This window comes from Sediminispirochaeta smaragdinae DSM 11293, from assembly GCF_000143985.1.
Lineage (GTDB): Bacteria > Spirochaetota > Spirochaetia > DSM-16054 > Sediminispirochaetaceae > Sediminispirochaeta > Sediminispirochaeta smaragdinae.
This window is the reverse complement of the sequence record NC_014364.1, coordinates 1,180,126-1,206,906: the sequence shown is the minus strand read 5'-3', so window position 1 is coordinate 1,206,906 and position 26,781 is coordinate 1,180,126. Positions and strand designations below refer to the sequence as shown.

At 50.1% G+C, this 26,781-nt stretch carries 28 protein-coding genes; 10 read left to right on the top strand and 18 right to left on the bottom strand.

Annotation, left to right across the window (positions count from 1 at the left end; translation table 11 throughout):
* Nucleotides 1–97 precede the first annotated feature (97 nt).
* Nucleotides 98–874, top strand: coding sequence for an XdhC family protein (locus SPIRS_RS05780; protein ID WP_013253742.1), 777 nt, complete (start codon nt 98–100; stop codon nt 872–874).
* Here the strand turns inward: SPIRS_RS05780 and SPIRS_RS05775 are convergent.
* Entirely contained in the window at nt 855–1,628 is a 774-nt protein-coding gene (locus SPIRS_RS05775; protein ID WP_245537708.1) for a DUF364 domain-containing protein, read from the bottom strand. The genes SPIRS_RS05780 and SPIRS_RS05775 overlap by 20 nt on opposite strands.
* Before the next feature lie 165 nt (nt 1,629–1,793).
* On the opposite strand from SPIRS_RS05775, the gene SPIRS_RS05770 reads away from it, so the two are divergent.
* The 9 genes from SPIRS_RS05770 (at nt 1,794) to SPIRS_RS05730 (ending at nt 8,494) form a co-directional block, all read left to right on the top strand.
* Nucleotides 1,794–2,048 (top strand): hypothetical protein, encoded by a 255-nt coding sequence (locus SPIRS_RS05770; protein WP_013253740.1) that lies wholly within the window; start codon nt 1,794–1,796, stop codon nt 2,046–2,048.
* A gap of 99 nt (nt 2,049–2,147) precedes the next feature.
* Nucleotides 2,148–2,852: a ferredoxin-like protein gene (locus tag SPIRS_RS05765; protein ID WP_013253739.1), complete on the top strand. Its 705-nt coding sequence runs from the start codon at nt 2,148–2,150 to the stop codon at nt 2,850–2,852.
* Between the two features lie 41 nt (nt 2,853–2,893).
* On the top strand, nt 2,894–4,993 hold the full coding sequence (locus SPIRS_RS05760) for an aldehyde ferredoxin oxidoreductase (protein ID WP_013253738.1): 2,100 nt from the start codon (nt 2,894–2,896) through the stop codon (nt 4,991–4,993).
* Between the two features lie 115 nt (nt 4,994–5,108).
* The gene (locus SPIRS_RS05755) at nt 5,109–5,675 is read left to right on the top strand and encodes a hypothetical protein (protein ID WP_013253737.1); all 567 of its coding nucleotides are present in this window, start codon (nt 5,109–5,111) and stop codon (nt 5,673–5,675) included.
* 39 nt (nt 5,676–5,714) lie between these two features.
* A complete protein-coding gene (locus SPIRS_RS05750; protein WP_013253736.1) occupies nt 5,715–5,972 on the top strand; it encodes a twin-arginine translocase TatA/TatE family subunit in 258 nt (85 codons plus the stop codon).
* Nucleotides 5,973–5,991: 19 nt separating this feature from the next.
* On the top strand, nt 5,992–6,252 hold the full coding sequence (gene tatA, locus SPIRS_RS05745) for a twin-arginine translocase TatA/TatE family subunit (RefSeq protein WP_013253735.1): 261 nt from the start codon (nt 5,992–5,994) through the stop codon (nt 6,250–6,252).
* Between the two features lie 60 nt (nt 6,253–6,312).
* Nucleotides 6,313–7,053 carry a twin-arginine translocase subunit TatC gene (tatC, locus tag SPIRS_RS05740; protein WP_013253734.1) on the top strand — a complete coding sequence of 247 codons (741 nt, stop codon included), beginning with the start codon at nt 6,313–6,315 and terminating at the stop codon, nt 7,051–7,053.
* Nucleotides 7,054–7,082: 29 nt separating this feature from the next.
* Complete coding sequence (locus tag SPIRS_RS05735) at nt 7,083–7,655, top strand: DUF2271 domain-containing protein (protein WP_013253733.1); 573 nt, start codon at nt 7,083–7,085, stop codon at nt 7,653–7,655.
* Between the two features lie 20 nt (nt 7,656–7,675).
* The gene (locus SPIRS_RS05730; RefSeq protein WP_013253732.1) at nt 7,676–8,494 is read left to right on the top strand and encodes an SDR family oxidoreductase; all 819 of its coding nucleotides are present in this window, start codon (nt 7,676–7,678) and stop codon (nt 8,492–8,494) included.
* Between the two features lie 194 nt (nt 8,495–8,688).
* Here SPIRS_RS05730 and SPIRS_RS05725 read toward each other — a convergent pair whose 3' ends face one another.
* From SPIRS_RS05725 to SPIRS_RS05640, 17 genes are all read right to left on the bottom strand, one after another.
* On the bottom strand, nt 8,689–9,741 hold the full coding sequence (locus SPIRS_RS05725) for an HmuY family protein (RefSeq protein WP_013253731.1): 1,053 nt from the start codon (nt 9,739–9,741) through the stop codon (nt 8,689–8,691).
* A 118-nt stretch (nt 9,742–9,859) separates the two neighbouring features.
* The gene (locus tag SPIRS_RS05720; RefSeq protein ID WP_013253730.1) at nt 9,860–11,854 is read right to left on the bottom strand and encodes a TonB-dependent receptor plug domain-containing protein; all 1,995 of its coding nucleotides are present in this window, start codon (nt 11,852–11,854) and stop codon (nt 9,860–9,862) included.
* 15 nt (nt 11,855–11,869) lie between these two features.
* Nucleotides 11,870–12,652 carry an energy transducer TonB gene (locus SPIRS_RS05715; RefSeq protein WP_013253729.1) on the bottom strand — a complete coding sequence of 261 codons (783 nt, stop codon included), beginning with the start codon at nt 12,650–12,652 and terminating at the stop codon, nt 11,870–11,872.
* Nucleotides 12,621–13,022: an ExbD/TolR family protein gene (locus SPIRS_RS05710; RefSeq protein WP_013253728.1), complete on the bottom strand. Its 402-nt coding sequence runs from the start codon at nt 13,020–13,022 to the stop codon at nt 12,621–12,623. Before SPIRS_RS05710 ends, SPIRS_RS05715 begins: the two co-directional genes overlap by 32 nt.
* A complete protein-coding gene (locus SPIRS_RS05705; protein ID WP_013253727.1) occupies nt 13,022–13,717 on the bottom strand; it encodes a MotA/TolQ/ExbB proton channel family protein in 696 nt (231 codons plus the stop codon). The genes SPIRS_RS05710 and SPIRS_RS05705 overlap by 1 nt, the downstream gene beginning before the upstream one ends.
* 10 nt (nt 13,718–13,727) lie before the next feature.
* Nucleotides 13,728–14,702 (bottom strand): ABC transporter substrate-binding protein, encoded by a 975-nt coding sequence (locus SPIRS_RS05700; protein WP_013253726.1) that lies wholly within the window; start codon nt 14,700–14,702, stop codon nt 13,728–13,730.
* Between the two features lie 51 nt (nt 14,703–14,753).
* Nucleotides 14,754–16,028 (bottom strand): coproporphyrinogen-III oxidase family protein, encoded by a 1,275-nt coding sequence (locus SPIRS_RS05695; RefSeq protein ID WP_013253725.1) that lies wholly within the window; start codon nt 16,026–16,028, stop codon nt 14,754–14,756.
* The gene (locus SPIRS_RS05690; protein ID WP_013253724.1) at nt 16,018–16,836 is read right to left on the bottom strand and encodes an ABC transporter ATP-binding protein; all 819 of its coding nucleotides are present in this window, start codon (nt 16,834–16,836) and stop codon (nt 16,018–16,020) included. Before SPIRS_RS05690 ends, SPIRS_RS05695 begins: the two co-directional genes overlap by 11 nt.
* Complete coding sequence (locus SPIRS_RS05685) at nt 16,833–17,837, bottom strand: FecCD family ABC transporter permease (RefSeq protein WP_083771459.1); 1,005 nt, start codon at nt 17,835–17,837, stop codon at nt 16,833–16,835. The genes SPIRS_RS05690 and SPIRS_RS05685 overlap by 4 nt, the downstream gene beginning before the upstream one ends.
* A 2-nt stretch (nt 17,838–17,839) precedes the next feature.
* A complete protein-coding gene (locus tag SPIRS_RS05680) occupies nt 17,840–18,364 on the bottom strand; it encodes a flavodoxin family protein (RefSeq protein ID WP_013253722.1) in 525 nt (174 codons plus the stop codon).
* 493 nt (nt 18,365–18,857) lie between these two features.
* The gene (pnuC, locus tag SPIRS_RS05670) at nt 18,858–19,547 is read right to left on the bottom strand and encodes a nicotinamide riboside transporter PnuC (RefSeq protein ID WP_013253721.1); all 690 of its coding nucleotides are present in this window, start codon (nt 19,545–19,547) and stop codon (nt 18,858–18,860) included.
* On the bottom strand, nt 19,541–20,536 hold the full coding sequence (locus SPIRS_RS05665) for an AAA family ATPase (RefSeq protein WP_013253720.1): 996 nt from the start codon (nt 20,534–20,536) through the stop codon (nt 19,541–19,543). The genes pnuC and SPIRS_RS05665 overlap by 7 nt, the downstream gene beginning before the upstream one ends.
* Entirely contained in the window at nt 20,533–21,882 is a 1,350-nt protein-coding gene (locus SPIRS_RS05660; protein WP_013253719.1) for a phenylacetate--CoA ligase family protein, read from the bottom strand. Before SPIRS_RS05660 ends, SPIRS_RS05665 begins: the two co-directional genes overlap by 4 nt.
* Nucleotides 21,869–22,483 carry a hypothetical protein gene (locus SPIRS_RS05655; protein WP_013253718.1) on the bottom strand — a complete coding sequence of 205 codons (615 nt, stop codon included), beginning with the start codon at nt 22,481–22,483 and terminating at the stop codon, nt 21,869–21,871. Before SPIRS_RS05655 ends, SPIRS_RS05660 begins: the two co-directional genes overlap by 14 nt.
* The gene (locus SPIRS_RS05650) at nt 22,480–24,216 is read right to left on the bottom strand and encodes a hypothetical protein (protein ID WP_013253717.1); all 1,737 of its coding nucleotides are present in this window, start codon (nt 24,214–24,216) and stop codon (nt 22,480–22,482) included. Before SPIRS_RS05650 ends, SPIRS_RS05655 begins: the two co-directional genes overlap by 4 nt.
* Nucleotides 24,213–25,118 (bottom strand): hypothetical protein, encoded by a 906-nt coding sequence (locus tag SPIRS_RS05645; protein WP_148224037.1) that lies wholly within the window; start codon nt 25,116–25,118, stop codon nt 24,213–24,215. The genes SPIRS_RS05650 and SPIRS_RS05645 overlap by 4 nt, the downstream gene beginning before the upstream one ends.
* The gene (locus tag SPIRS_RS05640; RefSeq protein WP_013253715.1) at nt 25,109–26,686 is read right to left on the bottom strand and encodes an AAA family ATPase; all 1,578 of its coding nucleotides are present in this window, start codon (nt 26,684–26,686) and stop codon (nt 25,109–25,111) included. Before SPIRS_RS05640 ends, SPIRS_RS05645 begins: the two co-directional genes overlap by 10 nt.
* Between the last annotated feature and the right edge of the window lie 95 nt (nt 26,687–26,781).

The window sequence follows — 26,781 nt, the reverse complement described above, 5'->3', positions numbered from 1 at the left end:
TGAGCAACGGAAAAAGGGGAAATCTACGACTGCATCTGGAAAAAAGCATGTGTTTATGCTAAAACCCTAGTCAAAGAATAGCATATGGAGTAGCGATATGGATAATTTGATATTGACTGCCGCGGAATTTGCCAAAAGCGAGGAGTCTATTGCCTTTGTCACTATCGTCGAGGTCATAGGTTCGGTTCCACAGATCCCGGGGGCAAAGATGCTTGTGGTGGACAAAGGGGATCGACATTTGACGTTTGGGACCATCGGGGGAGGAGCCTTGGAGCATATCGCCCTGGAAGAGGCTCTGGAGGCAATCCGGGAAGGAGAGGTCCGCTACTATAAAAAGGATCTGGGCAAGGACCTTAATATGGCCTGCGGTGGTAAGGTCACTTACCTTATCGAACCGCTTCAAAAGCGGAAGCAGCTTGTCATCTGCGGGGCAGGCCACATCGGCAAAGCGATCTATTCGATGACCCGCGAGTTGGATTTTAGGACGGTCCTGATCGACTCGATGGAAGAGTATGCCAACGAGGAACGCTTTCCCGGTGTGGAAAGCATTATTACCTCCTTCGACGAAAAGGTGATCGAGGATGCTCTGTCCCTTGACGACCACAGCTACATCGTCATCGTGAGCCGCGACCATACCACCGATTTTCGCCTTGCCCGCTATTTTCTAAAAAAAGAGTGGAAGTACCTTGGATTGATCGCAAGCGGAACAAAAGCGGCAAAGCTCAGAAAGGAACTCAAGCAGGAAGGCTATGAAGAAGAGAAGATAAGCAGGATGGTCAGTCCCATCGGTATACCGATCGGAGGAAGCAGTCCGGGAGAAATCGCCGTCGGAATTGTTGCTCAGCTTGTGGAGGTCATGAACCACGGGAAATAGGAATCGTTACCTTCTGCATAAGCCTGCTTAGTTGGTGTACGCCGGCGGCCTGGGAAGATAGGCTAAATAGCTGCTCCCGTTTGTCTGAGGGCCAGCGGGAGCCGGCAAGAAAGGTGACTGGGGTATCGGCAAAGACTTCGGGAAAAAGCGGAGTACTTGGTCCGACAATGACAACCTCCCGGGCGTTCCGACAATAGGAAAGAACGGTACTCACGGTATGATTTAAAAAGCTGGTACCGGTGATGCAGACAACCGAGCATTTCGGAATCAATTCAGGTTGCCTTTCAGGGGGCGATACCCCCTCATTCAGGCTATTATCAAAAATAAAGAAATCCGCGGCTTTCGGGGCCATCCGCCGCACCATAGGGGCAATGTAACCAACAATTCCAAGCACATCTCCCTCGTGAATAAGGGGAAGATCCGATGCCGTTATTCCTTGCTCTTCCGGATACATGGTCATGGCCGAAGCGGCATTGATGGTGGCAAGGGCGACATTTCGCTTTACCGAAGCCTGATGTTCCAACAGCCAGTACATCACCTTGTCGGCCTTTGCCCCAACCAAGGTTCCTGCTTCCGCCACATGATGCTCAGTCCCCGTCTTCGGCTCCTTCAACATTGCCGAAGTACCCATGGATCCGTCGTCAAGCTCCACTATGGTTACGTTATAGCCGATACAGATCGACTGTATTCTTCTCCCCTTTGCCCGTGCAGCAGCGCATTCAACCAGCGCAACTTCAATGCTCATCTCATTCATGGCGGGTATCATATCAAAGACAACAAAAATTGTAAGCTTTTCTTCATTCTGTGCAAACGATTATCCTTGACAAATCGATAAAAAAGTAAATATTGTGAAATTATAGAATTTATTTTTCTAAAGTCATGTATTATGTGAAATGATCTCAATAATGAAGGAGGTGCCATGATAGAATTCAGCGATGGAGAAACTGTAGATACCGACGGCAAACTAAGGGTTGAAAAAGGCCCGGAGGGATACTATGTCGTGGGAGATGGGATCTTCATGAGCTTCGATCGGGAAATCGACGCTCAAGCCTATCTTTACGACATCGAATCGAAAAATATCTTCTGCTATTGGAAGATGTTCCGGAGTCCGGTAACGCGGAAAAAGGTACGGGATGCAGAGGAAAGGGAACAAAGAGAGAAGCTAATATCGTGAACAGCATCACATCAGATTTCCCAATGCATATAATAAATATGCAGGTGATACTCTGATGATGTGTACACGCGTTAAGCTTAATAAGGGAGAAGTAACAACATGGCCGAAAAAAAAGAAGAAAAACCTAACGAAGAAAAGGAGAAATTGCTAGAACGGAAAATAGCGCGACGGGAATTTCTTAAAATCAGCGGTGCCGGTGTGGCGGGAATTGCCGTCGGAGCGCTGGTGTATCGTCTTTCAACCGGAAAGAAAAACATCGGTCCGGAAATCCGGGTCTATGAGACAGCATCAGGAGCCATCATCCACGACTCCAGACTCTGTACCGGTTGTAAGCGGTGTGAAATAAACTGTACCGTCTCCAACGACGGGAAAGTGCATCCCTACATTGCTCGAGTAAAGATAGGAAGGAATTTCAACTACGGAAAAAGCGGAGTTACCATGGCCTGGGCCTACAGGGACGGACAGATGGGTAACTTCAAACTCAACGGAGAAACCTGTAAGCAGTGTGCCGAGCCCTATTGTGCCAATGCCTGCCCGGTTCAGGCAATCAGTACCGATGAAAATACCGGTGCAAGGGTGGTAAATACCGATATCTGTATCGGTTGTGGTTCCTGTGAACGCGCCTGCCCCTTTGGCATGGCAACGGTGGATCCCGAGAGAAAGAAATCGACAAAGTGTCTTCTTTGCTATGGCCACCCAGCCTGTGTTGCCGGTTGTCCGAACAGCGCACTCACCTTTGTAAGCTGGGAAGATGCAATAGAGCTCTATAAAAAGCAGGGCTTTGAGAAGGCGCTTCAGGCGTAGTTCGATTTTATTCTGAGTATTGAAATAAGGAGCAATGACACATGGCTACATTAGGTGGATGGGCAGGAAAAATCCTGCGGGTTAACCTTTCTACAGGAAAAATATCAGCGGAAGATTCTTCCAAATATTACGATTACATCGGCGGATCGGGAATTGGGTATAAGGTTATGTGGGATGAGGTTCCCGAAGGAACCAAAGCACACGACCCCGAGAATAAAATGGTCTTCTCGACCGGTCCCCTTACAGGAACAGGGGCTCTTTGCAGCGGGAGAATGACAATCACTTCTCTTGCCAGCTGGAACAAATACAACGCCGTTATCAACAGCCACTTCGGCGGATACTTCGCTTCGGAATTGAAATATGCAGGATGGGACGCCGTCATCGTTGAGGGGAAGGCATCCTCTCCCGTTTGGATCAAGATCAATGACAACGAAGTTTCTATTGAAGATGCATCGATGATGTGGGGCAAAGGGTGTTTCTACACCATGGCTGAGATTGCCGGAGAACTGGGAGATCAGGCCCAGTCAGCGGTCATCGGTCAGGCGGGAGAAAACCTCATTCCCATATCCTTTATCAGAACCGGCTCGAGCCACCACGGCGGAGGGCTGGGAGATGTTATGGGTTCCAAGATGCTCAAAGCCATAGGTGTCCGTGGTACCCAGTCGGTAAAGATAGCCGGAGACAAGGGCGCATGGATGCGTCTGATGAGAGAAAATCTCACCGTCATCGGTGCCAACAACCAGCATGTTGTGCCGAAGTTTCCCCAGCCCTGGGCCGAATTCAACAATCCAGCTACCCGTTGGACCTCTGCCGAAGACAAATACTGGGGTGCTGCCGAACCTCCCGTAAAAACGGGAACGAACCCACCTCAGGATATCAACAGGATCGGTTTTAGGACCCTTAAGAGTATTCTCGACCTTACCGACGTGGCGGAAAAGTACACCGTCCGTATGGGTGGCTGCGCCAGCTGTCCCATCAGGTGCCATTCCCAGATGAAAATCCCTCAACTGGAACAGTACGGATACCCTCCCTACGTCTCCAGCACCTGTGTCGGCTTTTTCTCTCCCGGTGCCGTTATGATAAAGGGCGTCCAGGACATGAACGGAGAAGGTCTCATGATCGCAAGAGCCCTGGGGGCACAGATTACCAACGACTACGGAATATGGTGTAATTACCTCCAGATCGGAAGAGACTTCAACTATGCCTACAACAAGGGTATCCTGAAAAAGGTTCTCCCCAAAGCCGAGTACGACAGCATTCGTTTCGATCTGCTTGAAGCAGGCGACCCGGCCTTCCTCCTCGATTTCTATCAAAGAATTGCAATGAAGGAAGGAGAGTTCTCCCACATGGCTGACGGTGCCTACCTTCTTGCAAAACGCTGGGGTTTCGGGGACGACTACTGGGACGAAGAAGCATATGGGCTGTGGAACAAGGACTTCGGGTATCCACATCACCACTCCAACGAGGCGGACGCCCAGGTGGGAACCTTGGTAAACCTGATCAAGAACAGAGACGCCCAGAACCACTCCCACAACAACTTCCTCGGCAGCGGCCTTCCCCTTGAAATCCAGAAAGAAATCGCGGCCGAAGTATGGGGTGGCGGAGAAGCTATTGATGAACCGGGACACTATACCCCGATGAACAAACCAAAGGCCGTATTTGCCGCCTGGTCCCTAAAACGGAATTTCCTCCACGACTCGCTGACACTCTGTAACTGGATGTGGCCAATGACGGTATCTCCTCTTAAGGAAAAGGGTTACAGGGGAGACACGGCAATGGAATCAAAATACTATACCCTCGCAACAGGAAAAGAGATCAGTGAGGCAGAACTCGATAAAGAGGCTCTCAAGCTTATTACCCTGCATCGTGCGATAACCATGCGCCAGATGAATACCATGAATATGCGTAACGAGCACGATCTGATCCCAAAATGGGTTTTTGATGCAGATAAAGACAAAAAGCCCTACGATAAGGGGACCAATAAACTGGATCGAGAAGATATGGAACTTGCGAAGGATATGCTCTACGAAGAGTTCGGTTGGGACAAGAAAACCGGAGCTCCGACCAGGGCAACCCTGGAAGATCTTGGCCTTGCAGACGTAGCCGATGAGCTCGCAAGCAAAGGCCTGCTTCCTGCATAAGGCGAAGAAACAATGTAATAATAAAAGGGCAAGGCCGTAAGGCCTTTCCCTTTTTCATTCGGTTTGGGTATTGTGAAAAAGGGCATTTCGCTCTATTATTGAGGTACGAGGAACCATGGAAGATTCCAGCCAGACTCTTATTAAATCAATCATTATAGATATACAAGAAGAGACGAAAGCGGCGCATCTTTTTCGAAAGAGTAAGTTACCCACACTTATCTCTGAAGATGTGCTTCCCGACGGAGAGACAAAAGAGGCAGTCGTCGAGCGGTTCCTAACGTTTCTTGAAGAAAACAAGGAGACGGACATCAAGTTAAAGGAAGGAAAGAAAGACTCTTACCTGTACAGCTCGCAGTATATGTCCGATTCCTATGCCGATATCCTTGTTAACACCGAAGAAAAAGATAGTGCAAAGATGATTGCCGATCAGATTCGCAGGGATTCAAAGCTCTATCCCAGGGCAACTGCCAAAAGGCTTTTCAAGCAGAGCCCCTTTAATTTGAGCGATACGGAATTGACTGCCACATTGACACTTATGAAAGAAGAGAGGGAGTACAGCGATATTCAATATTACACCGCTTCGAATGGAGAAGAATATCTTTACTCACAGCAGTCTCTCACCTTTGATCATGCAAAATATCTAACGGAATGGAATGAGGTAGGGCAGGCGCTCAACCCCTAAAGCCATCTCAAATAGGATTTTTACCCAGGAGGTAATAGTATGTTTGGATTTGGAAGGCTCGGCCCCATGGAACTGATCCTTATTTTTGTCATAGCACTTCTTATCTTTGGCCCGAAAAAGCTACCGGAGATAGGGAAGTCCCTGGGAAGCGCCATACGAGAATTCAGGGCTCACTCAAACAAGCTAACCGAAGAATTGAGCCTTGACGAAACAAAGGCACCTGCCGGGCAGGTTCCGAAGCCGGAAACCTCCGAGGCAACGGTAGCCCAGGTGAGCAGTAAAGAAGAACAGAAGTAAAGGTCCCAAGGAGGATACTATGTTTATCGGAAGGTTTGGGCCCTTTGAGCTCATTCTTATTCTGGCAATTGCCCTGTTGATTTTCGGCCCTAAAAAGATACCCGAAATTGGAAAGGCCATTGGCAAAACGATCAGGGAATTCAAAAAGGGAAGCAAGGGTGAAGATGATGAGCTTCAGAACGAAGATGAACGCTCGGAAGATCCCAAACAGATAACAGAGGCCCCCCAGTCTCCCAGCCGGAGGCGCGCAAAGAAAAAGAAGAAGGCCGAAAGCAACTAACGCTTGCCCTTCCCGCCCTTTTTTGAAGGTGGGAAGGGGCCAATAGAGGAATAGATTTCAGTGAGTAATGATCTGCGCATGACGTTCTTCGAACATCTTTCGGAGTTGCGAAAGCGACTTTTTTACATTGCAATTTCCATCGTTCTCTTTTCCGGTATCGGTTATTACTTTGTCGAACCGGCGGTAGAGGTTCTCAAAAAGCCGGCACAGGGGCTTACGTTTGTTTATCTGACGCCGCCGGAGCTCTTTCTTGCCTATATCAAGATATCTGTTACCATGGGGATTATTGCTTCCGTACCGGTTATTCTTTTTCAGATATGGCGATTTGTAAAACCGGGGCTTGAAAAAAGGGAAGTAGCCGCCCTCGGCTTTACCATCATCTTCGGAACAATCTTTTTCATTACCGGAGCCTTCTTTTCCTACCGGATAATATTACCGATCACCCTGACCTTCTTTTTAAAGTATTCAACACCGGAGATTACCGCTATGTTCTCCTTTGGAAACTATATCGGCTTTATCAGTTCCATCATGATTGCCTTCGGTGTTGCCTTTGAACTCCCCATCGTCGTCGTCATTCTTACCCGAGTTGGACTTGTCAATCACAAAAAGCTGCAACAGGCTGCAAAATATATCCTTCTCGGAATTGTAGTCATGGCGGCAATTCTCACCCCACCCGATGTCGTTTCCCAAATTCTTCTGGCAGGCCCCATGTTCGTCCTTTACGAACTTTCCGTTCTCTTGGCAATGATCTTCGAGAAGCGAAAGCAAAAAGAAGAAGCACTTGCGGAAACACATGCATAAAGATTGCAAAAGAGAGGTTTTTCATTCAGATGTGTAGAACAAAAATTTCCATGCTGTTTACCGGACTTATGCTCTTTTCACTTTGGCAGGGCAACAGTGCTCTATCGGCCGAAAGCACAACGGAAACACGAAAGCTAACGCTAACCTTCACCTATATCCGCCAATTTGGGCAAAGCAGTAATCAGTTTGCCGTCTGGATCGAAGACAGCCAGAAACACCATGTGAAAACCCTCTTTGTAACAGATTTCACCTCGAAAGAGGGATGGAAGAAGCAAACGGGTGTTCTTTCCAATTGGGTTGAATCGGCCGATCCCGAAGGCATGGGGGCCGATGAGATCGATGCCGTATCGGGTCCTACCCCTGACCAGGGCGAATTATCGTACACATGGGACTGTACCGATCAGGACGGGAACCCCGTGCCGGATGGTGATTATCATTTCTTCGTCGAGGGAGCAACAGGGTGGCGAAGCCGCATCCTCCAGAAGGGAACCATTACCATCGGAAGCAGTAAAGATCATGCGACATCATGGGCACGGTATTTTGGGAAGGATGAGAAAGGTCACGGCATGATCGGCCGTGCAAAGGTAGAATTCATTCCCTAAAGAAGCAAGGAACCCTTTTCATGCAGTATCTCAACGATATGTTTGGCCTTACAGGAAAAACGGTCGTCATCACCGGGGGAGGAGGTGCCATAGCTTCGGCCCTTGCCGAAGCATATCTGAAAGCAGGCGCACAGGTCTCGCTCTGGAACCGAAGCAGTACCAGCATGGAGAACGTGTCGAAGAGCCTCAAAGCAACATTCCCCGGCGCCCATAAAACGTTACAAACCGTACTAGCAGATACGGGAAACGAGACCGAAACCCAAAAGGCGCTGGAAGCATGTATCGACCATTTTGGCTCGGTCGATATTCTGGTAAATGGTGTGGGTGGCAACAAGGGAAAAGGGGCCTTTGTCGATACCGACATTGATCAGTTTAAAACGGTTATGGAACTCAACCTTGTCGCAGGGCTGCTTGTTCCTACAAAGGTTATCACAACGTGGTGGATCAAAAAAGATATGCCGGGAAGCATCATTAATTTGTCGTCCATGGCAAGCTATACCCCACTCTCCGGCGTATGGGCCTACGATGCGGCAAAGGCCGGGGTCCTCAACCTCACCATGGCGAGCGCTAAAGAGTTTGCGCCCTACAAGATCAGAGTCAACGGTATTGCACCGGGCTTCTTTCTGGGGCGGCAAAACAGGGCTCTTCTTGTGGATCAGGCGAGTGGGGAACTCACGGAACGGGGGAAAGCAATCATAGAACGGACCCCTTACGGCCGTTTCGGTGAAGTACAGGAACTCGCAGGTGCAGCTCTTTTCCTTGCATCGAACAAGGCCTCCGGCTTCGTCACCGGCGTGACCATTCCTGTCGACGGTGGATTTCTGGCGGACAATATATAATACTATAACTGAGTTGTTTTCCGATCCATGGATTGTACATAATCTGCCGGATCGATGTGATGGATCGACCCGGCAAAAGATTATGCGCAAGATAAGGAAAGGCCTGCCGGCCCACCAGGATTTCGGCGGAAGCCTTTCAATTCACCTACAGCCGCCGTAACCGGCGGCTGTTTCTCTCTTTCCATGAGAGAGCATTAACGAGAAAAGTTCGTTGATCCATCTGCCTGATAGTAATATCGAAAGGTCATGTAAAACTGCTCGCTATTGGGGCCATAGAAACTGCCAGGTTGCAATTTTGCATAGTTCCCTTCCGTGGTTTCAACCACATAGGTAAGCGTATTGACAGAATATGCCGGTGTTGCACTGTGATTATGGGTGTACCAACTATACCCAAGCGTATCTATGACGGAAGAAAAGGTGTAATCGGAGATGTTTACCACCGCTTCGATAGCGGTATCGTCTACCGTAGCTCCCTCTACCCCACCGGCAGTATTGAGCAATACATCGGAACGCCCCGCTATATAGGCACCCCCCGACCCATCATCCAGAATATCATTTGTTCTGGTAAACAAGATGTCCCATTCACTTTTTTTCGGTGCCACAGTCACTGCGGCCTGTGTTCCAAGATCAAAGTACGTATAGCCGTAAGCAGCATCTATGGTCCCGGAAATAGTTTCCGTACTTGTTCCGCTAAGGCCTTCAACGGCGTTCACACTGTACTGTCCCATAGGACCATATGAGGTGAATACGAGCTTGTAATAGATACCGGCCTCATCTTTCACAAGATAGACCGTCCCGGAACCGCTTCCACCGCTACCGATCTCATCGTCAAAGGGATTAGTCTCGGTCTGATCGCCATAAAGGGTTGTACCGGATTTGAATGTGTATTCAGCTACCTTGCTCTCATAAGAACTGAGGTCGTCGCTTATATCGGTTGAGCTTGTTTTATAGACGGTAACACCACTACCATAATCGCCACTGTTGGCAATAATAGCCCCGTCCGTTGCAATAGCAACATCCCACATGTCATGATCGACCGCTGTTAGCGTTCCAGTCGAAAAATCGAAGAAAATAGACAGATTGTCACCCAAATAATCCACAGCGGCTGTGGACGTAGAATAACTGGATGAGTCATCATCATCATCATCATCATTGTCACTGCCCAAAAGGTTATCACAGGATCCCAAGAGCAGGACCGCTGTCATGAGGGCAAGTATATAAAAGAAAAAACGGTGTACTTTCACCATACTATTACTCCTTATTATTAACCCTACAGGGCACTCCCAGGTGCCGGCATACCGTGGGGATGTCTGTGGGCAAAACATATGAAACCGATAGAAAAGCGGCTTCTGTGTTTTCTTTGTTTTACATGGTAAAGCGGCTTCCCAGGTAGAATACAAGACCATCCCGAAGGCCGAAGTAGTCCTCCTGACTTTCGCCGTCGCTGCTGTCGATGAAATGGATGTTATGTAACGCATTTCTCAGCCCACAGTAGAGGTTAAGACGATCTTTCCAAAAAAGTTTTGAAAAATGGGCGTTTACCATCAGGTAATCAGGCGTGTATGTATCCTCATCAACATCGATCAGCTCAGGGGCGTTCCAATTCACCTGCAAGCTGGCCTTTGTCTCAATATGAGGAATCGTATAGGAGATGCTCCCTTTGATCTGATGAGGCACCCGTGAAGGAAGATCAATATACTCATCGCTATCTTCATCGTACTCTTTGGCAACGGTGAAATTGTATGCCAAGGAAGAGGCAAGGCGGGAACCAGAGAATCGGAGAGAAAAGTCGCCGCCCGAAGTAATCGCCTTACCAACGTTTCGGTACTTTCTGGTATAAATGTAGTTATGCACCGTACCATCCGTATCGGTATACGTTCCCGAGTTTTCATCGACAATCTGCGTATCGATAAGGTCAAAGACATAGTTGAAGTATCCGCCGACGGTCAACGAAATTTTAGGATTTACCGCATACTCTACGGAAGCGTTGAAGCCATGGGACGTTTCCGGTTTTAGGTCGGGATTACCAAGAAGCATAAAATTCTCCGGCGAGGGATGAAAAAAGCGCCAATACTTTTGCTTTAAACTCGGTGTTTTAAATCCCATACCGTAAGCAAGACGCAAAACCAGGGTTTCCGACGGATCGTAACGAAAGCTCAATTTAGGAGTGAGCTTATATATCGGATCATCTCCCGAATCTTCCGGCACACTATAGTCAAAGCGCAGCCCCGGAACAATACGAAATCGATCGGCACCACCAATATTCCACGTGTCCTGAGTAAAAACGCTCATCTGTGACGTCGATTTCTGCTCATCAAAAGCATCTCCGTCCATGCTTTCGCGCTTCCCGTTTACACCTACCAGCAATGAATGGGAAATAGAAGGCTCCCAGGAAACAGTGACTTCACTTTCTATATCATCAAAGAGGCTCTTTTCCTCGCTGGTTGTATCGTAGGTATAATTGAGTTGATCCACATGGTGATCATAGCTTTTGACGCTAACAAATCCTTCCAGCGAAAGGAAATCTGAAAAGGTATAACGCTCCCGTAGCCCCCCTTCCCGTTTGGTATCATCGTAGGAGACACCGCCTTCCAGATTTGTGCTCGATTCCCGTGATGAATCGGACCATGCTCCGTATAGTTCCAGTTCACCTCCGGGATGAAACCAGGTGGCACTCCCTCTGACAGATCCCAGACAAGCGTAGGGAACCTCGTAGATCGAAATTTCACGACCAAGATTGTTTTCTTCGTCGACAGACTTACCATCGTCGTAGTCAAAGGAGCCCATCACCGAGAGGGCAAAAAGATCATGTGCATACGATACGGCACCTTCCCCGTAGTACCGTAAGTTTGATGCAATCTCCTGAGCCACAGAAGCGGAAATTTTCTCTTTCTCCGCTTTCTTGGTAATAATATTAATGACACCGCCCATGGCATCTGATCCATAGAGCACCGACGACGCACCCCGGACAATCTCTATACGCTCGATTTCGGAAGCGGATAATTGAGCTATAGGGGTGGCTCCGCCGACGTCTCCTGCTATCTCGATGCCGTTGACAAGGATCTTCACATACTCCGGTGCAAAGCCTTGCATCATAAGCGTCGAAACAGGATGATTATAGATAATAACACCAGGGATGTTCTCCATAACTTCCTTGACGTTTTTTGCCCCCATTTCCTGTATCTCTTCAGCCGTAACGACTTCTACCGCTTCGACGGTCTCCTCAATATCCTGTGCTGCCTTCGCGCCTGTTACGACAATAACGGCAGGTTCATCTTTTGTTTCCTCCTGTGCAAAGACAGAAAGAGACCCCACAACGCTGAAAATTATGGCGTATACCAACGCCGATGGATATCGCATAAAGTCCTCCTCATTTTACTCTTCCAACCGATATTCAAGCGTTACCTGCATATCGATCTTTCCAGAAGGACGCTCAGGAAAAGAAAAGGGCGCTGCCTTTCGTACAGATTCCAGAGCGGCCTGCCGTAAAAATCGATGTGAGGCTACCTCTACGGAAAGTTCAGATACTGTTCCATCGGGAGCAACAGAAAAACAAAGGGTTACAGGGCCTATTATTCCCCGTTTTCGAGCCGCCGCTGGATAAACCTTCCGTCCTTCCAACTGGCGGAGAATGATGGCACGATAATCGAGGGACAGGCTTTCACCGTAAGCCGACCCGCCGTCCCTGCCGAGAGCTGAAGAAGCACCGACTTCACTTTTTGAAACGGTAGCTACGGAAGCGGCCTCAGCCGGGCTTGCCTCCTCTCGAACGTGCCGGGCAGTCTCCGGAGCTTTCGCCGAGATCCTCTGGGGGCTTTCAACCGGCTTTACTTCGGTCTCAAGCACCTCAGTCATGGGGGACTCCTCTATCTCCGATGCTGCAACGTCAGGCATGGAAGGCTCCTCTATACGAGTTTCCTGAGGCTTCGGCACTACCACAGGATCACCTTCAAGGGGGACAAGCTCATTGCCCGCAGGCGTAGCATCCAGCCCCTCGAGGCTGGTAAAACGAACAGTCATGGGCTCAGGTTCTTTTTGAGCCGCTTCAAAAGAAAAATCAAGGCTTCCCCAAATAAGCCCGTGAACAAAGATCACCGCCGCACAGAGTGCGATAGGGGTAAGGCGATCAGCGAGGGAACTCGTGCCGAACCGCCACATTGAGAATTCCTGCCCGCTTCAAAGAATCCAGAATCTTCGTCACCTTTGCAAAAGGGACTGCCCCGTCGCATTCCAAAGATGCCGTTAACTCGGGATCGGCCGTCGCCAACGGTGCAATAAACAGCTCCAGGGCTGCCGGTTCAATGGGTTTCCCCTCTACATACAAATTCCCCTCGGAATCTATGGAGACGGTAATTATTTGACGCTCCACCCGTTCTCCCGTCGTTGCGTTTGGAAGGGTAAGAGAAATCGCAGGCTTCTCAAACCTTGATCCAATCATGAAAAAAATAAGAAGAATAAAAACTACATCGATAAGGGATGTCATATTCAAGCCGCTTTGGCGAGATCGAACGGCACCAAAGGTTTTCATTATGCACTCTCCCGGCTTTGCCCCGCCCGAGGGTTTTCCACAGTCCCCTCATGCAAGCTTTCCGATACGAGAGAAACGACATACCCCATATCTTCACCACGACGTTCTACAATCTTTTCGAAGACTCTGCAAAAAACTACTGCCGGAATAGCCACGATTAATCCGATGGCTGTCGTGATCATTGCCTCCCAGATACCACCGGAAAAAGCGGCAATATCGACGGTACCGCCGAGGGATTCGATGCGATGAAAAGCCCTCATAAGCCCCGTCACCGTGCCAAGTAAACCCATTAGAGGAGCAATGTTACCGATGACCGAAAGAGCCTCTAAGCCACGATCCATCTCCCTCCGTATGGCCGAACCTTCACGATCCACGGCCTCGTCCAAAGCCTCTTTCGTCGACCGTCGATCTTCGAGTACAAGGGCAATCATGCGCACCGGCTGACTTTTAGCGTAATGTTTAGGCCAAGGGAAAGCCGGCGTTTGGCCGTCGGTGCCATTATCCGATATGGATGCAAAAAAAGCCGAATCGATACCGGCAACAAGACGATTACGCTGGTATCCTGTGCGAATAAAGTAAGCACAACGATCCACTGCAAGCACAAGAACAACCAGATATAGCCCGACAAGAATCCAGTTGAGGATACCTCCCAGTTGAATGAATGCAACAATATGGTGAAAGGTTTCCAAAAACATCACAAGCTCCTCATCCCTCTTCCGGGGCAGGAGGAATCTCCGCAAGAATTTCTTGGAGCGTCGAAATTCCGTCCACAATACGTGGAGAGGGGCGCAGAATCAAAGAAGAAGGAATCGTGCTGATGTGGCCTTCTCTCCCTGCACGAGTTCTTGCGACGGCAGATTCTGCCCTAAGCAAGTCTTCGGGGTTCTCAATCGACATGGAGATAAAAAGAAAATCGGGATTTTCGGATATGAGGAGCTCAGATGAGATAATAGGACGCTTCCCGCTTAGCCCCACGGCTATATTCGTTACCCCTAGGAGATTCAGTATCTCGCCAGGAAGCGATTCGTTGGTAAAGCCCATGACGGGATTGGCTGAATAGAGAAATGCACCTTTTAGCCGCACCGTCCGCTTGGCAACCGCAGACGCCACTTCCGCCAGGCGAGCCCGTTTTTCGGCTATCAAGGCCTCTGCTGCCGATTCTTTAGCCGAAAGATCGCCCAAAAGCTCTACGGAAGCGAAAATATCTTCGATTGACGTGGCGTCGTGAATGAATACGGGGATACCGCGCCCAGACAGGCTTTCGGCGATATCCAAAGACATGGCGCTGAGAATAACGATATCGGGATCAAAGGATATAATCGTCTCAAAACTTGGACGAGCCACATTTCCTACACTAGGAAGCAAGGCTGTCTTCTCTTCGGGCCAGACACCCCCACGACTGGTTGCTATAGCAACCATGGCATCTTCGCCCCCAATAAGATACAGTGTTTCTACGGCTCCCAGCGAAGCTACTACCATTCTTTGATATGGACGAACCTCGATGGTATGACCATATGCATCACGTGCACGCCCCGTCGCTTCATCTATGGTAACGGATGCGAGCTGCTTTCCGGTATCTGCCGATGAAGCTGAAGATGCAGCATCCGTATGAGAGGACTTTTCATTTCCGCATCCTGCAAAAGCGAGGATAACGGCAACAAGATATGCTATCTTTCGCATAATATTTCTCCTTTTCTGTGTCCAGCACCGCTTTCGCCGAGAGGCGAAAGCCTAGTGATGTTCTTTCGTCCCATCTATCGCCGCTTTCAATATGTCCACCGCAATATTATTTCCCCAGAAAATTCCATCGGCGGTTAACGTATACAGATCATCCGTTTCCGGTACCAGCATCCCATTGCGGACAAAATAGTCCATTCGTTCCCGCAAAGGAGCATACGAATCCGGCCCTAATTCCTCCGAGAGGGTTGTAAGGTCGTAGCAACCAAACTGTAAATGGCCTAACACGCGGTGGTATTGTGCATAAGCAGGTTCTATCTTCGAAGCAAAGCGGCGGCCCTGTGCCATGGAATAGATACGGTATCCAGCCAACTGCCCGCCCGCCCCTGCTCCAATGGGAAGAACATCACCATTCTCATATCGAATTCGTATGTACCGATATTCATCACGGCCGGGACGAACAAGCTTGGAGAGCTCCAGCATTTCGTATCCACCCGCATGCATATCCTCATAAAAACGATTATGCCGTTGTCGATCATCTTCCAGGCTCCGGCCAAAGGGAATTTCACCTTTCGCAATACGCTGCCCCAAGGAAGAACCGTCGTGAATCATGAGAGAATAAAAACTCGCACCGTCAAGGGACAAATCAGAACAAAGAGAAGCATCATGAGCGACCTCCTCCAGACTCTGATCGAAGTAGCTGTAGATAATGTCTATTCCAAGGACACCAGAAAAGAGCTGCCGGATCGCTCGCAGTCGAGCGATAGCATATTCTGCATCCCCTGTTCTGCCGAGAAATGATCTTCCACGGGACGAAAAGGTTTGAACACCAAGGCTCAAACGGTTCACCCCCTCCTGCTGGAGGCGGGCACTTTTTTCAGCCGGCAGATTATGAAGTGTCGATTCCAATGTTATTTCACAATCCTCTGACAAGTGAAAAGAGTCGCGTAAGGCTCGAAGTACCAGGCTAAGCTGCTCAGTCTGTAAAATAGTGGGCGTGCCGCCGCCAAAATATATGGCGTCGAACTGACCATCCCTGATGTACGGATATCGGGCATACCACTCGATCTCCTTTATTAGATACTTTGTATACGCATCTAAATCGGTATGTCCCCGAGCGGTACGATTAAGATTGCAAAATTCACAAATTGTATCGCAGTATGGGATATGGATATAGATACAGCGTCTCCCAGACGGTGGCGCAGAGTAGAGAGGCCGCTCCACATCCTCCCAGTCCACTGTTCCGGAACGCGAATGTGCATACAGTCCCAAAATAGAAGCTAATTTTGCCTCTGCATCATGGTGTGAGCGATAACGTTCAGCAAACATTGGCAACCTCTCTTTCAGCAGTTTCTATCCGCCGCGGCAAAACGAAAGGCTTGCCGCCATCATCGTAGCCGATCTTCGCCCGAATACCGTAGATCTCTTCCAGTACCGTTTCGCTTATAACCTCTTCAGGAGTACCGATGTAGCGTAAACAGCCTTTTTTGAGTAGCGCTATACGATCGCAGTACTGAGAAGCGAGATTCACATCGTGAAGTACTGCGACGATGCTTTTCGACTCTTCCTTCGCTTTTCGTCGCATAAACTCCATGATTTCTACAGCGTGATTTAAGTCGAGACCTGCCGTAGCTTCGTCCAGCAGGAGAATATCGCTCTCCTGTACAAGGCAGCGGGCAATAATGACCTTTTGCAACTCGCCCCCTGAGAGACAGGTCACATTTCGGTCCACTAAGTCGCACAGGCCCAAGGCCTCTACCACCTCACGAACGCTCTTTTTGTCTTCCGCCCCGTAACCGCTCCAGCGATCGGCAAGATGTGGCAAGCGTCCCATAAGAATCGCTTCGAAAACGGTAATTGCCGAATGCAATGCAGTCTGCTGCGGTACAAAGGCAACCCGCCGGGCAACCTCTTTACCAACCAGCAAACCGTACGGCAAAGAACCGAACCTTGCAAAAACGATCCGACCAGAGGAGGGTTTGAGATACCCCAATACAGTTTTCAGACAGGTCGATTTTCCCGATCCGTTGGGGCCCAACAAACCAAAGACCTCTCCCTGTTGCAATGTAAAGTCGACACCGGCAAGAACCGTCTTATCCCGGTAGGAAAAATGGATATGTTCCGCACATAGACTCATACTGCGCCTCCTCGACCAGCCCGAACGGCTAAAACCAGAAAGAACGGGGCCCCGAAAAAAGCCGTTACCACACCGATAGGAATCTCTGTCGGCGCAAGTAGTGTACGAGCCAGGGTATCGGCAAAAAGCAAGAAGACACCGCCGGAAAATGCCGCAAGAGGTAAAAGACGAGCGTGGCCATTTCCGATAATGAGCCGTATGGCATGGGGCACAATGAGTCCCACAAAACCAATCATACCGGTAAATGCCACCGAAAAAGAGACTATCAAGCTGGTAACCAGTAATAACCGTCGCTTAAGCTTGCCGACATCGATGCCAAGCGAATACGCCTCTTCGTCCCCCATCAGCAAGGCATCAATATCCTGTCGAAGATAGAGGAAGTAGGCTGACGACGCGATAAGCGGCACTACCAGTAGCCCTACCCGGCCCCATGTAGCCGCCCCCAAGTACCCCATGGTCCACACCATCACTCGGTATGAATCCTCGCCAGCCGAATACATGACAAAGGAGGTTAAGGCACTCAAGAACGACGACACGGCTATTCCTACAATGAGAAGCATAGCCGTGTCGGCTTTTCCTTTTCGTCCTGCCAGACGAAAAATAAGAAACGCCGTGGCCAGTGCGGTAAAGAAAGCAAAAATCCCGTAATAGACATCGGGCAATCCCAAAAAGAACGCAAGGATTGCACCTGCTACGGCACCCGCGCTAATACCGATAATGTAGGGGTCCGCCAAAGGATTCCGGAACACCGCCTGTGCCACCGTTCCCGCCGTAGAGAGCATCATCCCCACCAAAATTGCCATAAGTAAGCGGGGTAGACGTATTCCTAAAATAATCGTGGCATTGGCATCAGCTTCGGCATGACCGGTAAGCACGGAGATGACGGTCCGCAGAGGAATCCGGACACTCCCGGAAGCGACACCCACAAGAAGCAGTATCACCAAGACAATCGCGAGTATCCACAGGAGTAAGCGCATCCTGCTGGAGGCTGTATGTTTCATGATTATCTTGCGGCCTTTATCATTTCCGCACATGCTGCAGTAGCAGCCGCAATATCTGCATCATTGGGATGGAATGCGGCCTCTGTGTGACGCTTTCGGCGTTCTTCATTCATAGCGTGAGGATGATCCGGCGGCAGCTGCTCAAACTTCCTTGTCAGGGCCGGATCAATCCGTCCCTGGCATAAAAAACATCCCAGATATTTGTTTCTCGCAGATATGACATCCCGTACATGATTCTCGACATCTTTGGCATGAGGCGAATCAGGATAGGCTCCAAGGGTTCCAATAAGACCAACCTTACATCCAGAAAGTGTTTCTACATATGAACGTGCCTTGGCATCAAGATCTCCCCTATCAACCCAAAAACCGATAATCACCCAAGAGAAGGACAAAGCATCTAAATTTTCTTCTATTGCTGCCAGTTTAACCCGCATACCAAGTCCCTGAACCACGCCCCGGGCTAACGTACGTGTATTACCTGTCTTACTTGAATATATGATCAAGCCGGTTCCACCGGTGGTATCCATTCTTTACTCCTTTCAAGCATTGTATTAGGTTTCTAGAATTTAATTAGTCTTAACTAATACGGTTAAAGTATACTAACGCATATTTCTTTTTTTTGTCAATATAAACCACTAGTGTTAGGAATATTGGTGGTGCAAAGAGTATAATTCCTTTGCTATTCGGCCCTTACAAAGACACACGTATAAAAAATTGGACAAGAAAGGAAAATCAAGGTTTTCTTCGGCAAAAACAACATATCACCACCAGGATTCGGAACACTATCCTCGTGAAACAGCCCCATGGTAATGAAGAGGAATACCTGCCTGTCATATAAATTTCGACCTTCAGACTTTTTCTTTTTTGGTGGGGGAACGCCTTCCCCCTGCGCCGAGCTTCCGGGGGAAGCCCCCGGTGATCTCGACGCACCCCCTTCTCCGGGGCCCTTCGCCCCGGACCCCAAAGATTATGGGATTCTTTTGCCCCGGCTTTTGTCTTGCATCAGCCGGTCACATAGTATCACTGCCCATTCCCTATATGGGCAGTGCTCCGGTTATCACCAGGATTCGGAACACTATGCAAAGAGGACCGCCAGCTTAAAAAGCCCTTAAGGGCGATAAGCAACAGAAAGACGTAAAGCAGCGAAAGGAATTTCACCCCCTTGACGTAATAGAGCACGATTCCTATCACGTCAACCACAATCCAGAGAAGCCAACTCTCAAATCGTTTTCGGGCCAGAAGGAACATGGCGGCAAAACTGCTTATGGTGGTAAAGGCATCCCAGAAAGGAAAATCAGCCGGCTGGGGAAAGATTTTCGGAAGAATCAGATGGATTCTTCCCATCAAAAGGCCGGTGAATCCCGAAACAATGAGAATACCAGCCAGCCAGAATATGTTATTCTTTAGAGTACCGCGGACGACAGCGATCTCCTGATCCTCTTTTTTCTTTTTATCCCAAAACCACCATCCATAGACACTGGCCCCCAAGTAGTAGAGCTGCTCCAGAAAATCAGAATAGAGACGAATCTGATAGAAAAGAAATGCATACAGGATGACCGATACAATACCGACCGGCCAGGTGAGCATCTTTTTCTGGGCAATAAGCCAGACCGACCATATATAAAAGATGGTCCCCAGAAACTCCACATAGCTCATGGGATACTGAAGAACGGTGAAGGCTACATGGTTGATGGAAAAAAAGTTCAGCATGAATGTAACTCCTTGGTATGCTTCAAAAGTATGGAGACCTTTTCTATCCGCTCTTCCAGGGAACCGGTAAGCAGAATGTAGGGGATCTGCCGTTTTTGAAGATCTTTTTCAAATCTCTTTTGAAATCTTGATCTATACACCTCACCCGAACGGTCGGGTGTATCATCATAGGGAATATCATCGCCGCAAAGAATATGCAGATCGTAGCGGCTTCCAGCCTCATCGGCCAGGCGGCAAAGCTCGGGAAGAGCCGTACCGTGATAATCCAGGGCAAAGTGGTAGGTGGAAAGTGCACAGGTATCGATAAAATAGAAATCCCTTGCCTCATACACATCCCTCAGTTCCCGTTTTCTGTGTTCGCAGGCTATCTCCAGAAGCTGACGGGGGCTTAGCCTTCGGTCCACTTCATGTTTTTCCCAGTATTCCCGACCGTACTCAGGCATCCAGGCCGTGTGAAATTTCCGGGCCAGAGCCTCCGAAATGGTGGTTTTTCCCGTACTGGGTGCTCCGTGAAATACGACCTTGATTACGTGGTCAAAGTAGACCTCGGGGCTGAGAAAACGGCGGTATGTATAGGGATCCTCTCGCAGGAGTGTGGCCGATATGGGGAATTGCAGCCTCTGGCAATCAACCTGACGGTTTCGACAACCCAAGGCCCGGCTCATATGTTCCCCGTAGGGTTCCGAGGAATAGAAGCTGTGAATCTGCCACCCTGTTAGCTTCTTCAAGACATAAGCTTCCTGCTTGCTTTTGATCTCGGGGCTGTAACCGGTCTCTTCCGGACCGTCGTAGGCCTCTATCACCTTGACCCGCTCGGGATAGATGCGGCGAATCCAGTCCGCCCGTTTTTTCAGGGGAATGGAGGTCACATGACTGTTGTAAATCAACACAAGAACCAGATCCATTTCGCTCAGGGCCGTCTCTATGACAAGGCCGTGGCCCCGATGGAAGGGAGCGTATTTGCCCAAACACAAGCCGACCTTTTTCAACGCTCAAACTCCGTTACAAAGGAACAGATTTTCTTTCCAGAAATTTCCGGCAAAGGTTCTCCAAAGATAAAGGGAAGATCTTCTGCACCGTATTGTTCCAAAACGCCCCCGATGGCCTTTCCGATCTCTCGGGAGAGCTTGCCCCTCCCACCATAGCGAACGACCAGAGAAAAATCCCTTTGCTGGGCAATCTGAAAGGAGGCCAGGGCCAAGGGAGCCAGGGCCCGGGAAAAATCTATCGTATTTATCCAACCGCCGTGAGGCAGGGGAAAACGAACGGGAAGTCGTCCCTGAAAATCTTCCAGAAACTGCCGCCCCCTCTGGTTTCTCAGACGGCAAAAATCTCCCGTCCGATAACGGATCAGGGGAAGATAGGGGTTGTTGCCGCCGCTGACCGCCAGCTCTCCCCACGCTCCTTCTTCCAAAACGCGCTCCTCTCCGGGGGCCAGGATTTCCAGATAGAGGTCCGGTCTCATCTTCTCCATGATTCCCCGTCTCTTGAAGGCTATGTTTCGGCATTCGGTCATGGAGTAGACATCATAGACGGGGCAATGAAAGTACTCTTCCAGCTTAACGGCTAATCCCTCGCTCAGGGTCATGGCACTGGAGATCATGGCACGGGGGCGTAGGGGAATCTCAAGCTCCATGAGGGCGGAAAAGGCCAGAGGGTCTCCCGTCAAAAGTCCCGGATCTAAGCCCAGAAGATAGTCGCTTGCATCCGAGGGAGCTCTCCACTGTTTGGGATGGAGGTTCACCTTGATGAAACCGGAGCCTTCTAAATAGGATGAAGCGGAGGCATAGGTCAGGGTCTCCAGTTGATAGCAGATCAGGGCGACAGCCGTTGTTCCTGCTCCCTTTTCCAGACCGAGGCCCTCCTTCTCCAGCATCAACTCCACCTGGGGCAACCAGGAAGAGGCACATGTGGCATCAAAGATAACCTCGAGGGGCGCCCCTGTGGTTCCCGAGGTGGCATAACAGAGGATATTTTCCAACGAAGCGCTATCTTTCACATAGTCCCAGGGGGCCTTGCGCAGGTCGTCACGATTCATGGAAGGAGCATCGTTAAAATCCGCCGGATAGTTTCGGTAGGCGGGAACATCCGAACGGGCCTCTTTGTAGAACGCCCGTATAAAGGAGAGGGATGAGGTACCACCGAGCTTCCGCAACGTCCTCTTGTAGCCATGCAGCCGCTCCACCCCGTCTGAATCGAGACGATCTCCCGATTTGAAATTGTACAGAGGCGCCTTCGGATGCTGCCTAAGGTAGTAGACCCATCTCAAATCCTCAAGTCCTGGGAATCGCTCTGAATCGTCCAGAACAGGACGGATCGTCTTATTCCCTTGCATAGGTATTGGCCGCCTCCCTGGCCCTGGCTTCCTGGATTTTTCGTCGTATCTCCTCTGCCCTGCTCCTGTTCCGGCTGCTTTTCGCTTCGATGTCCTTCCTGAAAAGGGTATCCAGTGCCTTCAGCCGATCCTCGGCCTGCTCTGGGCTCTCTCCCTGCGGCCTGAGGCCGCACCAAAATAGTGCAAGCCGACAGAGTTCCTCCCGCCGTGCCGGGTTGGCGATAAAAGCGGAAGCCTCCACAATATCGGTAAGCTTGTGCATATGATCAAGGCCACGGGCAAAGCCCTTTGCCAGGACCTTTTTCTCATAGAACCAGCTGTGGGAAAAGAGGTAGGCCAGAAGCTGCCACCCTCGCCAGCAGCGCTCAGATAACTGGGGACTTTCCCAGGATGTTTCCAACTTCCTTTTCAAGCCTATAGGGATCTTCACATTCTGGAGCAGAAACAGATCAAAAATCAGAGCCAAACTATGGACTCCGCCCTCGGAGGCAGAGCTGACGAACAGCGGCGTTTCCAGAAACACACCGGGGCATTCGGAAAGATGGTGGAGCAGATCCTCCAGTTGAGGCCCTGTTTGCTCACCGTTTTGCGGAACTCTCATCGCTTGGCTCCAAATTTTTTGCGGGCAAAGGCCTTGGCAAAACGGGACAACTCCTCGTCATTGGATACGTAGAAGAGGTCCCAGCCCTCTTTTTTCAAGCGGTCAGCCTCTTTCGCATGGTACTCGGGTTCTGAATAGAGGACCAAGGAGCCGCCGCCTCCACCGTTTTTAAGGGCCTTGTCTGCGACCTCCCAGGTAGAGTGCTTTTGATCATAATGGGGACCGTCGTTCAGCATGGCAAAGATATCGTCATCGGTCAAAAGCAGAATATGGGTCCGCTCCTTCCTGGGACGGGAAAAATCATCGGCAAGACGGGGAATTCCGAAAGCAAAACCCGTTCCAAGATAGGAAATCAGCACATTCATGACCTCCTGCCGACTCTTTACAAAATCGCGGGTCTCCATGAAAGAACCAGGCTCACCGGAAAGAACGACCTTCACCCTGGCCCCGGCCCGCAATGCCGATTGGGCAATGATGGTCCCTGCAAGAACGGGCCAGCTAAATTTCAGAGCAGGATTCCCCATGGAACCGGAACAATCGATACCGATATACAAGTCCGGGACCTTTTGCCCGGGGCTCTGGTCATCATCCCATCCATAGACCTTTTTAACTGTTGTCATCCCCGGTACCACCTCGGGGCTTCGGATGAGGGTCCCAAACCAGTCGATCTCGCCGGGATTATCACCGATATCCCAGGATTCTAGGCCTTCGGGGATGATAGCCTCTTTTTCCGGCATGACTTCCATGGGAAATGGGATCATATACGGGGACGCAATCTGCGTATAATAGCGGGCCAGCGCCTTGTTGGAATCAAAGCTCCCCGGTTCCAGCTGACTCATGTAATCCAAATACTCACAGGGCGAGGTATAGCGCTGAGCCGGCCCTTCTCCCTCAGATTGAGGTGAACCGATTTCTGTTCTTCCATCGCCGGAGATGGAGTGATCGGACACCATACCCACCCCATCGGCAGAAACCTTCTGTAGGTCTCCCCCCTCCCCGGAGGCCCCGTCCGAGGCATGCAGGGTATCAAGGAGGAGGGTAATCGAAGCGCTCTCCTGGGCTTTTTCCCACAGATAGGGGTAATAGAGGGAAGCATAGGTGTAGGCTCCCGAGAGCCAATCTTCACAATAGGATCGAATGATCTGAGCCCCTATTTCACTATCCTGTTCCAGCCTCTGGGACTCTGTTTTCTTGCCTGGAACTCGTGCCAGGGTGCCGGGTTTTAGAGAAAAAAGCCGCTCGTAGACGGCCAGGTACAGATTCCACACCGCAGAAGTGTCATCCTTCTTCTGCTTGGCCAAAATATGTTGATAGACTTCCGCCATGGCCAGGCCTTTCTGTTTCTGAAGATGGTAGTTAATCAGATGATCGGCGTAGAGGTTCATAAACTGGGGCGCATAGCTTTCTTTTTCCGTCAGGGCCTTGCGCACCAGGCTTAGCAAACGCCCGTTGTCCTGAAGATTTGCCGGGACATAGACATGATGGCCGATTTCGTGGGCGAGTATTTCCAGAGGAAAGTCTTCCAAGCGATAATACGAGATGAGTGAAGCATCGAGAACGACTCGGTGATCCTTCAGACGAATCATGGCAAAACTGCCCTCCAGTCCCTGGGTCTTTGCCTCCTCCGTAGAAAAACACCAGTGGGGAGAACGCATCATGACCAGATGACTCCAAAGCCCCAAGGCCTCTTCCCACCGTTCATCCCAGGCTTCGCACAGTTCTTTCCCGTTCATGCCCCCTTCCTCCGGACCCATAGGTAGTGACTGTCCTTCCGACAGTCGACAAGGAGCCACTCGGTCTCATGCGCCTCGGGAAGATTCCGGGCCAGGGTCAGGAGGGCGGGATCGTAAACCAGACGGCAGCCGAAGGAATCGGCAAAGAGATGGTAACCATTTTTCCGGTCATGGGCCACAAGGCCGCTGGAGGCAGGCAAAGAAACCCCTTCCAGCCTGCGACATGTAGGTGGCTGAAGGAAGGGCCCTCCGTAACCGGCGAAACCGCCGATACGCCCCTTGATGAAGGAGCCTTTGAAAAACCAGGGGTTATCCCGGGCCTCTTTCAGTCCACTCTTCTCTATGTGAAGAAGCTCACCGATGAGCTTTTCAGGTAGAAGATCAGCACTCTCCAGGGCCGCTTGCCGCTGTTCGGCCAGCCCCAGAATCCAGGCGGCCAGACGCCCCAGGGCAAAGACCTGCTCAAGTCGGGTACATTGATCGAGGTACCGGGCCATATGATCCAGCCAGCTCCGGCGCATGGAATTATCCGGGAGCCGCTTCAAGGCGAGCTCCCACCGCTCGAGAAAACCTGGTAGTTTATCCGCCGAAAGCAGGCGCTGATCAGAGATCAGGGGCCTTAGCAGAAGCCAGCTTTCAAGAAGCATCTCGGCAGGGAGCGTCGTTTCGCCCTCTTTAAGCACGGCAGGCAGATAGTGCCTCATGCCGTGCAGGAAAAGCATGCGCAGGCACTCCGAGTCCGAAGAAAATACTTCGAACAGAGCGGAGAACAGGTGACTCAGCAGCCCTTCCACATCAAGCTCCCGCACAAGGGGGTGTGATTCAAGTAGCGTGTCCAAAGAAGCCTGGAGGACCGGTTCCTCTTTTTGAAGGAAAAGGGCCAGCGTTGTGCCTATTTCCATTGCAGCCATCGTCGATAATTGGTGTATCTCTGATGGAAATACTTCAATTTAAGAATATCATCGGCCATATGACCGTAGAGTTTTTGCGTCTTGCTCATCTCTTTCAAAATCTGCTCGATCTGAAACATCCGCTTTTCCACCTCTTTTATGCTTAGATCTTCAAGCCCCATGCGAAACAGCTTTTCCGTCTCTTCCACCGGATCGTGTTTCTGAAGCTTCAGACGCTCAAATTCCTGGCAGGAGAGATCATAGGTCTTGCGAATCCAGGTGATTCTGTCCACCCGGTAGGGACCATTTTCCTCGCTGTCAAAGTAGGGTGATTCCAGATAGGGGGAAAGTGAGTCATGAAGTACGAAGGGAATAATCTGCCTGACATCCTCATCCTCGACCTCTCCGTGGCCCCGAAAGTAGGCAAGAGCCTTGGTGAACAGGAGCATGGTCATCAGTTTTCGTACGGACAGACCGTTCTTTGCCTGGCTGCCGAGGTCCCGTATCTGATCTTTACCACTCTCCTGACTCATCAATTCCTGGAAATCGAGCCCGGAAAGCTTTGCCGTATCCTTTGTCATGTACTCCAGCTTGGTGGAGGCCGGTTCGAAAAACTCAAACTGCCGGGCGAAGAACTCTATTTTTTTCCGTATAAGCGCAGGAACCTGAATTGCAAGAATCTCCTGATACAGGGTATCCAGTTCTTCCTCGGTAAATACAATCTCACCGGGTATGTTCTTTTCCGGTTGAAATCTTGTTTCTATACGATGCTGCAAATCTTCCAGGAAACGGGTGTTAAAATGGAGGGCCCTGACAACCACATCAATTCGATCTTTCAAGGCCTCGATTACCTGGTATGTGCCTCCCCCTGCATCGTCATTGGCGGTCAGATACCAGGCTGCCTCGGGACATTCGTAGATCTGGTCCATGATTTCTGCGTAATTGTCGGCAAGGACCGTTAAGAGCGCCGACTGGGTTCTGGTGGGTATCCTGTTATATTCATCGATGATCTTGACCCTCATGCCGAGCCACTTTCGCCATGAGATACGAATCTGACTGGGATCTTCCGATTTCATGAGATCACCGGGAAAGGGGTGTCCCAGCAGATCTGCCACCGTCATCTGGGGCTGGCCATGCTGAATGGCCCTTTTCATATCCTTCAGATCATAACCTGCCAAAAGCCCCATGAGGATGGAGGTTGCCGTTTTACCGCGTCCCGGTCCGCCCACAATAAGGCAGCGTTTACGAACGGCCAGGGTCAGTAAGGGAATTAGAACGAAACTGGAATAACTTTGCCCTGTGGGCAGATCTACTTGTACCTTGGAATCTCCGAAGAAAAAGGACTGTGGAGGCTGCTCATGGTATTCGATATCATAAAACGGACTGATGATCGCCGTATTGGTAATCCAGAAATAGGCCTGCCGCAATTTCTCATCAAGACCTGAGGCTTTTTCGTCCTCCGAACCTTCGCTCTGGTCATCAAAGAGGTCTCTGATACGAAAAGACGCCTTTTTACTGCTTTTATCCGCCGGGTTGGTCGGAGCCGCCGGGATGTGTCGAGGGAAAGGAACTGACTTCATGTTAACTCCTGGAGATGCTAAACATTCTGAACTATGTTCTTAATCTTTTAGCCGTTTTGTCAAGAAGCCGGGAAGTATATCCAATCCTCAACACC

Coding starts and splice junctions, on each gene's coding strand:
- SPIRS_RS05645 (WP_148224037.1), bottom strand. CDS start 25,118: ATGGAAATAGGCACAACGCTGGCCCTTTTCCTTCAAAAAGAGGAACCG.
- SPIRS_RS05715 (WP_013253729.1), bottom strand. CDS start 12,652: ATGTGGCGGTTCGGCACGAGTTCCCTCGCTGATCGCCTTACCCCTATC.
- tatA (WP_013253735.1), top strand. CDS start 5,992: ATGTTTATCGGAAGGTTTGGGCCCTTTGAGCTCATTCTTATTCTGGCA.
- SPIRS_RS05710 (WP_013253728.1), bottom strand. CDS start 13,022: ATGAAAACCTTTGGTGCCGTTCGATCTCGCCAAAGCGGCTTGAATATG.
- SPIRS_RS05685 (WP_083771459.1), bottom strand. CDS start 17,837: ATGAAACATACAGCCTCCAGCAGGATGCGCTTACTCCTGTGGATACTC.
- SPIRS_RS05730 (WP_013253732.1), top strand. CDS start 7,676: ATGCAGTATCTCAACGATATGTTTGGCCTTACAGGAAAAACGGTCGTC.
- SPIRS_RS05735 (WP_013253733.1), top strand. CDS start 7,083: ATGTGTAGAACAAAAATTTCCATGCTGTTTACCGGACTTATGCTCTTT.
- SPIRS_RS05720 (WP_013253730.1), bottom strand. CDS start 11,854: ATGCGATATCCATCGGCGTTGGTATACGCCATAATTTTCAGCGTTGTG.
- SPIRS_RS05695 (WP_013253725.1), bottom strand. CDS start 16,028: ATGTTTGCTGAACGTTATCGCTCACACCATGATGCAGAGGCAAAATTA.
- SPIRS_RS05750 (WP_013253736.1), top strand. CDS start 5,715: ATGTTTGGATTTGGAAGGCTCGGCCCCATGGAACTGATCCTTATTTTT.
- SPIRS_RS05725 (WP_013253731.1), bottom strand. CDS start 9,741: ATGGTGAAAGTACACCGTTTTTTCTTTTATATACTTGCCCTCATGACA.
- SPIRS_RS05705 (WP_013253727.1), bottom strand. CDS start 13,717: ATGTTTTTGGAAACCTTTCACCATATTGTTGCATTCATTCAACTGGGA.
- SPIRS_RS05770 (WP_013253740.1), top strand. CDS start 1,794: ATGATAGAATTCAGCGATGGAGAAACTGTAGATACCGACGGCAAACTA.
- pnuC (WP_013253721.1), bottom strand. CDS start 19,547: ATGCTGAACTTTTTTTCCATCAACCATGTAGCCTTCACCGTTCTTCAG.
- SPIRS_RS05760 (WP_013253738.1), top strand. CDS start 2,894: ATGGCTACATTAGGTGGATGGGCAGGAAAAATCCTGCGGGTTAACCTT.
- SPIRS_RS05700 (WP_013253726.1), bottom strand. CDS start 14,702: ATGCGAAAGATAGCATATCTTGTTGCCGTTATCCTCGCTTTTGCAGGA.
- SPIRS_RS05780 (WP_013253742.1), top strand. CDS start 98: ATGGATAATTTGATATTGACTGCCGCGGAATTTGCCAAAAGCGAGGAG.
- SPIRS_RS05660 (WP_013253719.1), bottom strand. CDS start 21,882: ATGCAAGGGAATAAGACGATCCGTCCTGTTCTGGACGATTCAGAGCGA.
- SPIRS_RS05680 (WP_013253722.1), bottom strand. CDS start 18,364: ATGGATACCACCGGTGGAACCGGCTTGATCATATATTCAAGTAAGACA.
- SPIRS_RS05765 (WP_013253739.1), top strand. CDS start 2,148: ATGGCCGAAAAAAAAGAAGAAAAACCTAACGAAGAAAAGGAGAAATTG.
- SPIRS_RS05690 (WP_013253724.1), bottom strand. CDS start 16,836: ATGAGTCTATGTGCGGAACATATCCATTTTTCCTACCGGGATAAGACG.
- SPIRS_RS05755 (WP_013253737.1), top strand. CDS start 5,109: ATGGAAGATTCCAGCCAGACTCTTATTAAATCAATCATTATAGATATA.
- SPIRS_RS05650 (WP_013253717.1), bottom strand. CDS start 24,216: ATGAACGGGAAAGAACTGTGCGAAGCCTGGGATGAACGGTGGGAAGAG.
- SPIRS_RS05655 (WP_013253718.1), bottom strand. CDS start 22,483: ATGAGAGTTCCGCAAAACGGTGAGCAAACAGGGCCTCAACTGGAGGAT.
- SPIRS_RS05775 (WP_245537708.1), bottom strand. CDS start 1,628: ATGAATGAGATGAGCATTGAAGTTGCGCTGGTTGAATGCGCTGCTGCA.
- SPIRS_RS05640 (WP_013253715.1), bottom strand. CDS start 26,686: ATGAAGTCAGTTCCTTTCCCTCGACACATCCCGGCGGCTCCGACCAAC.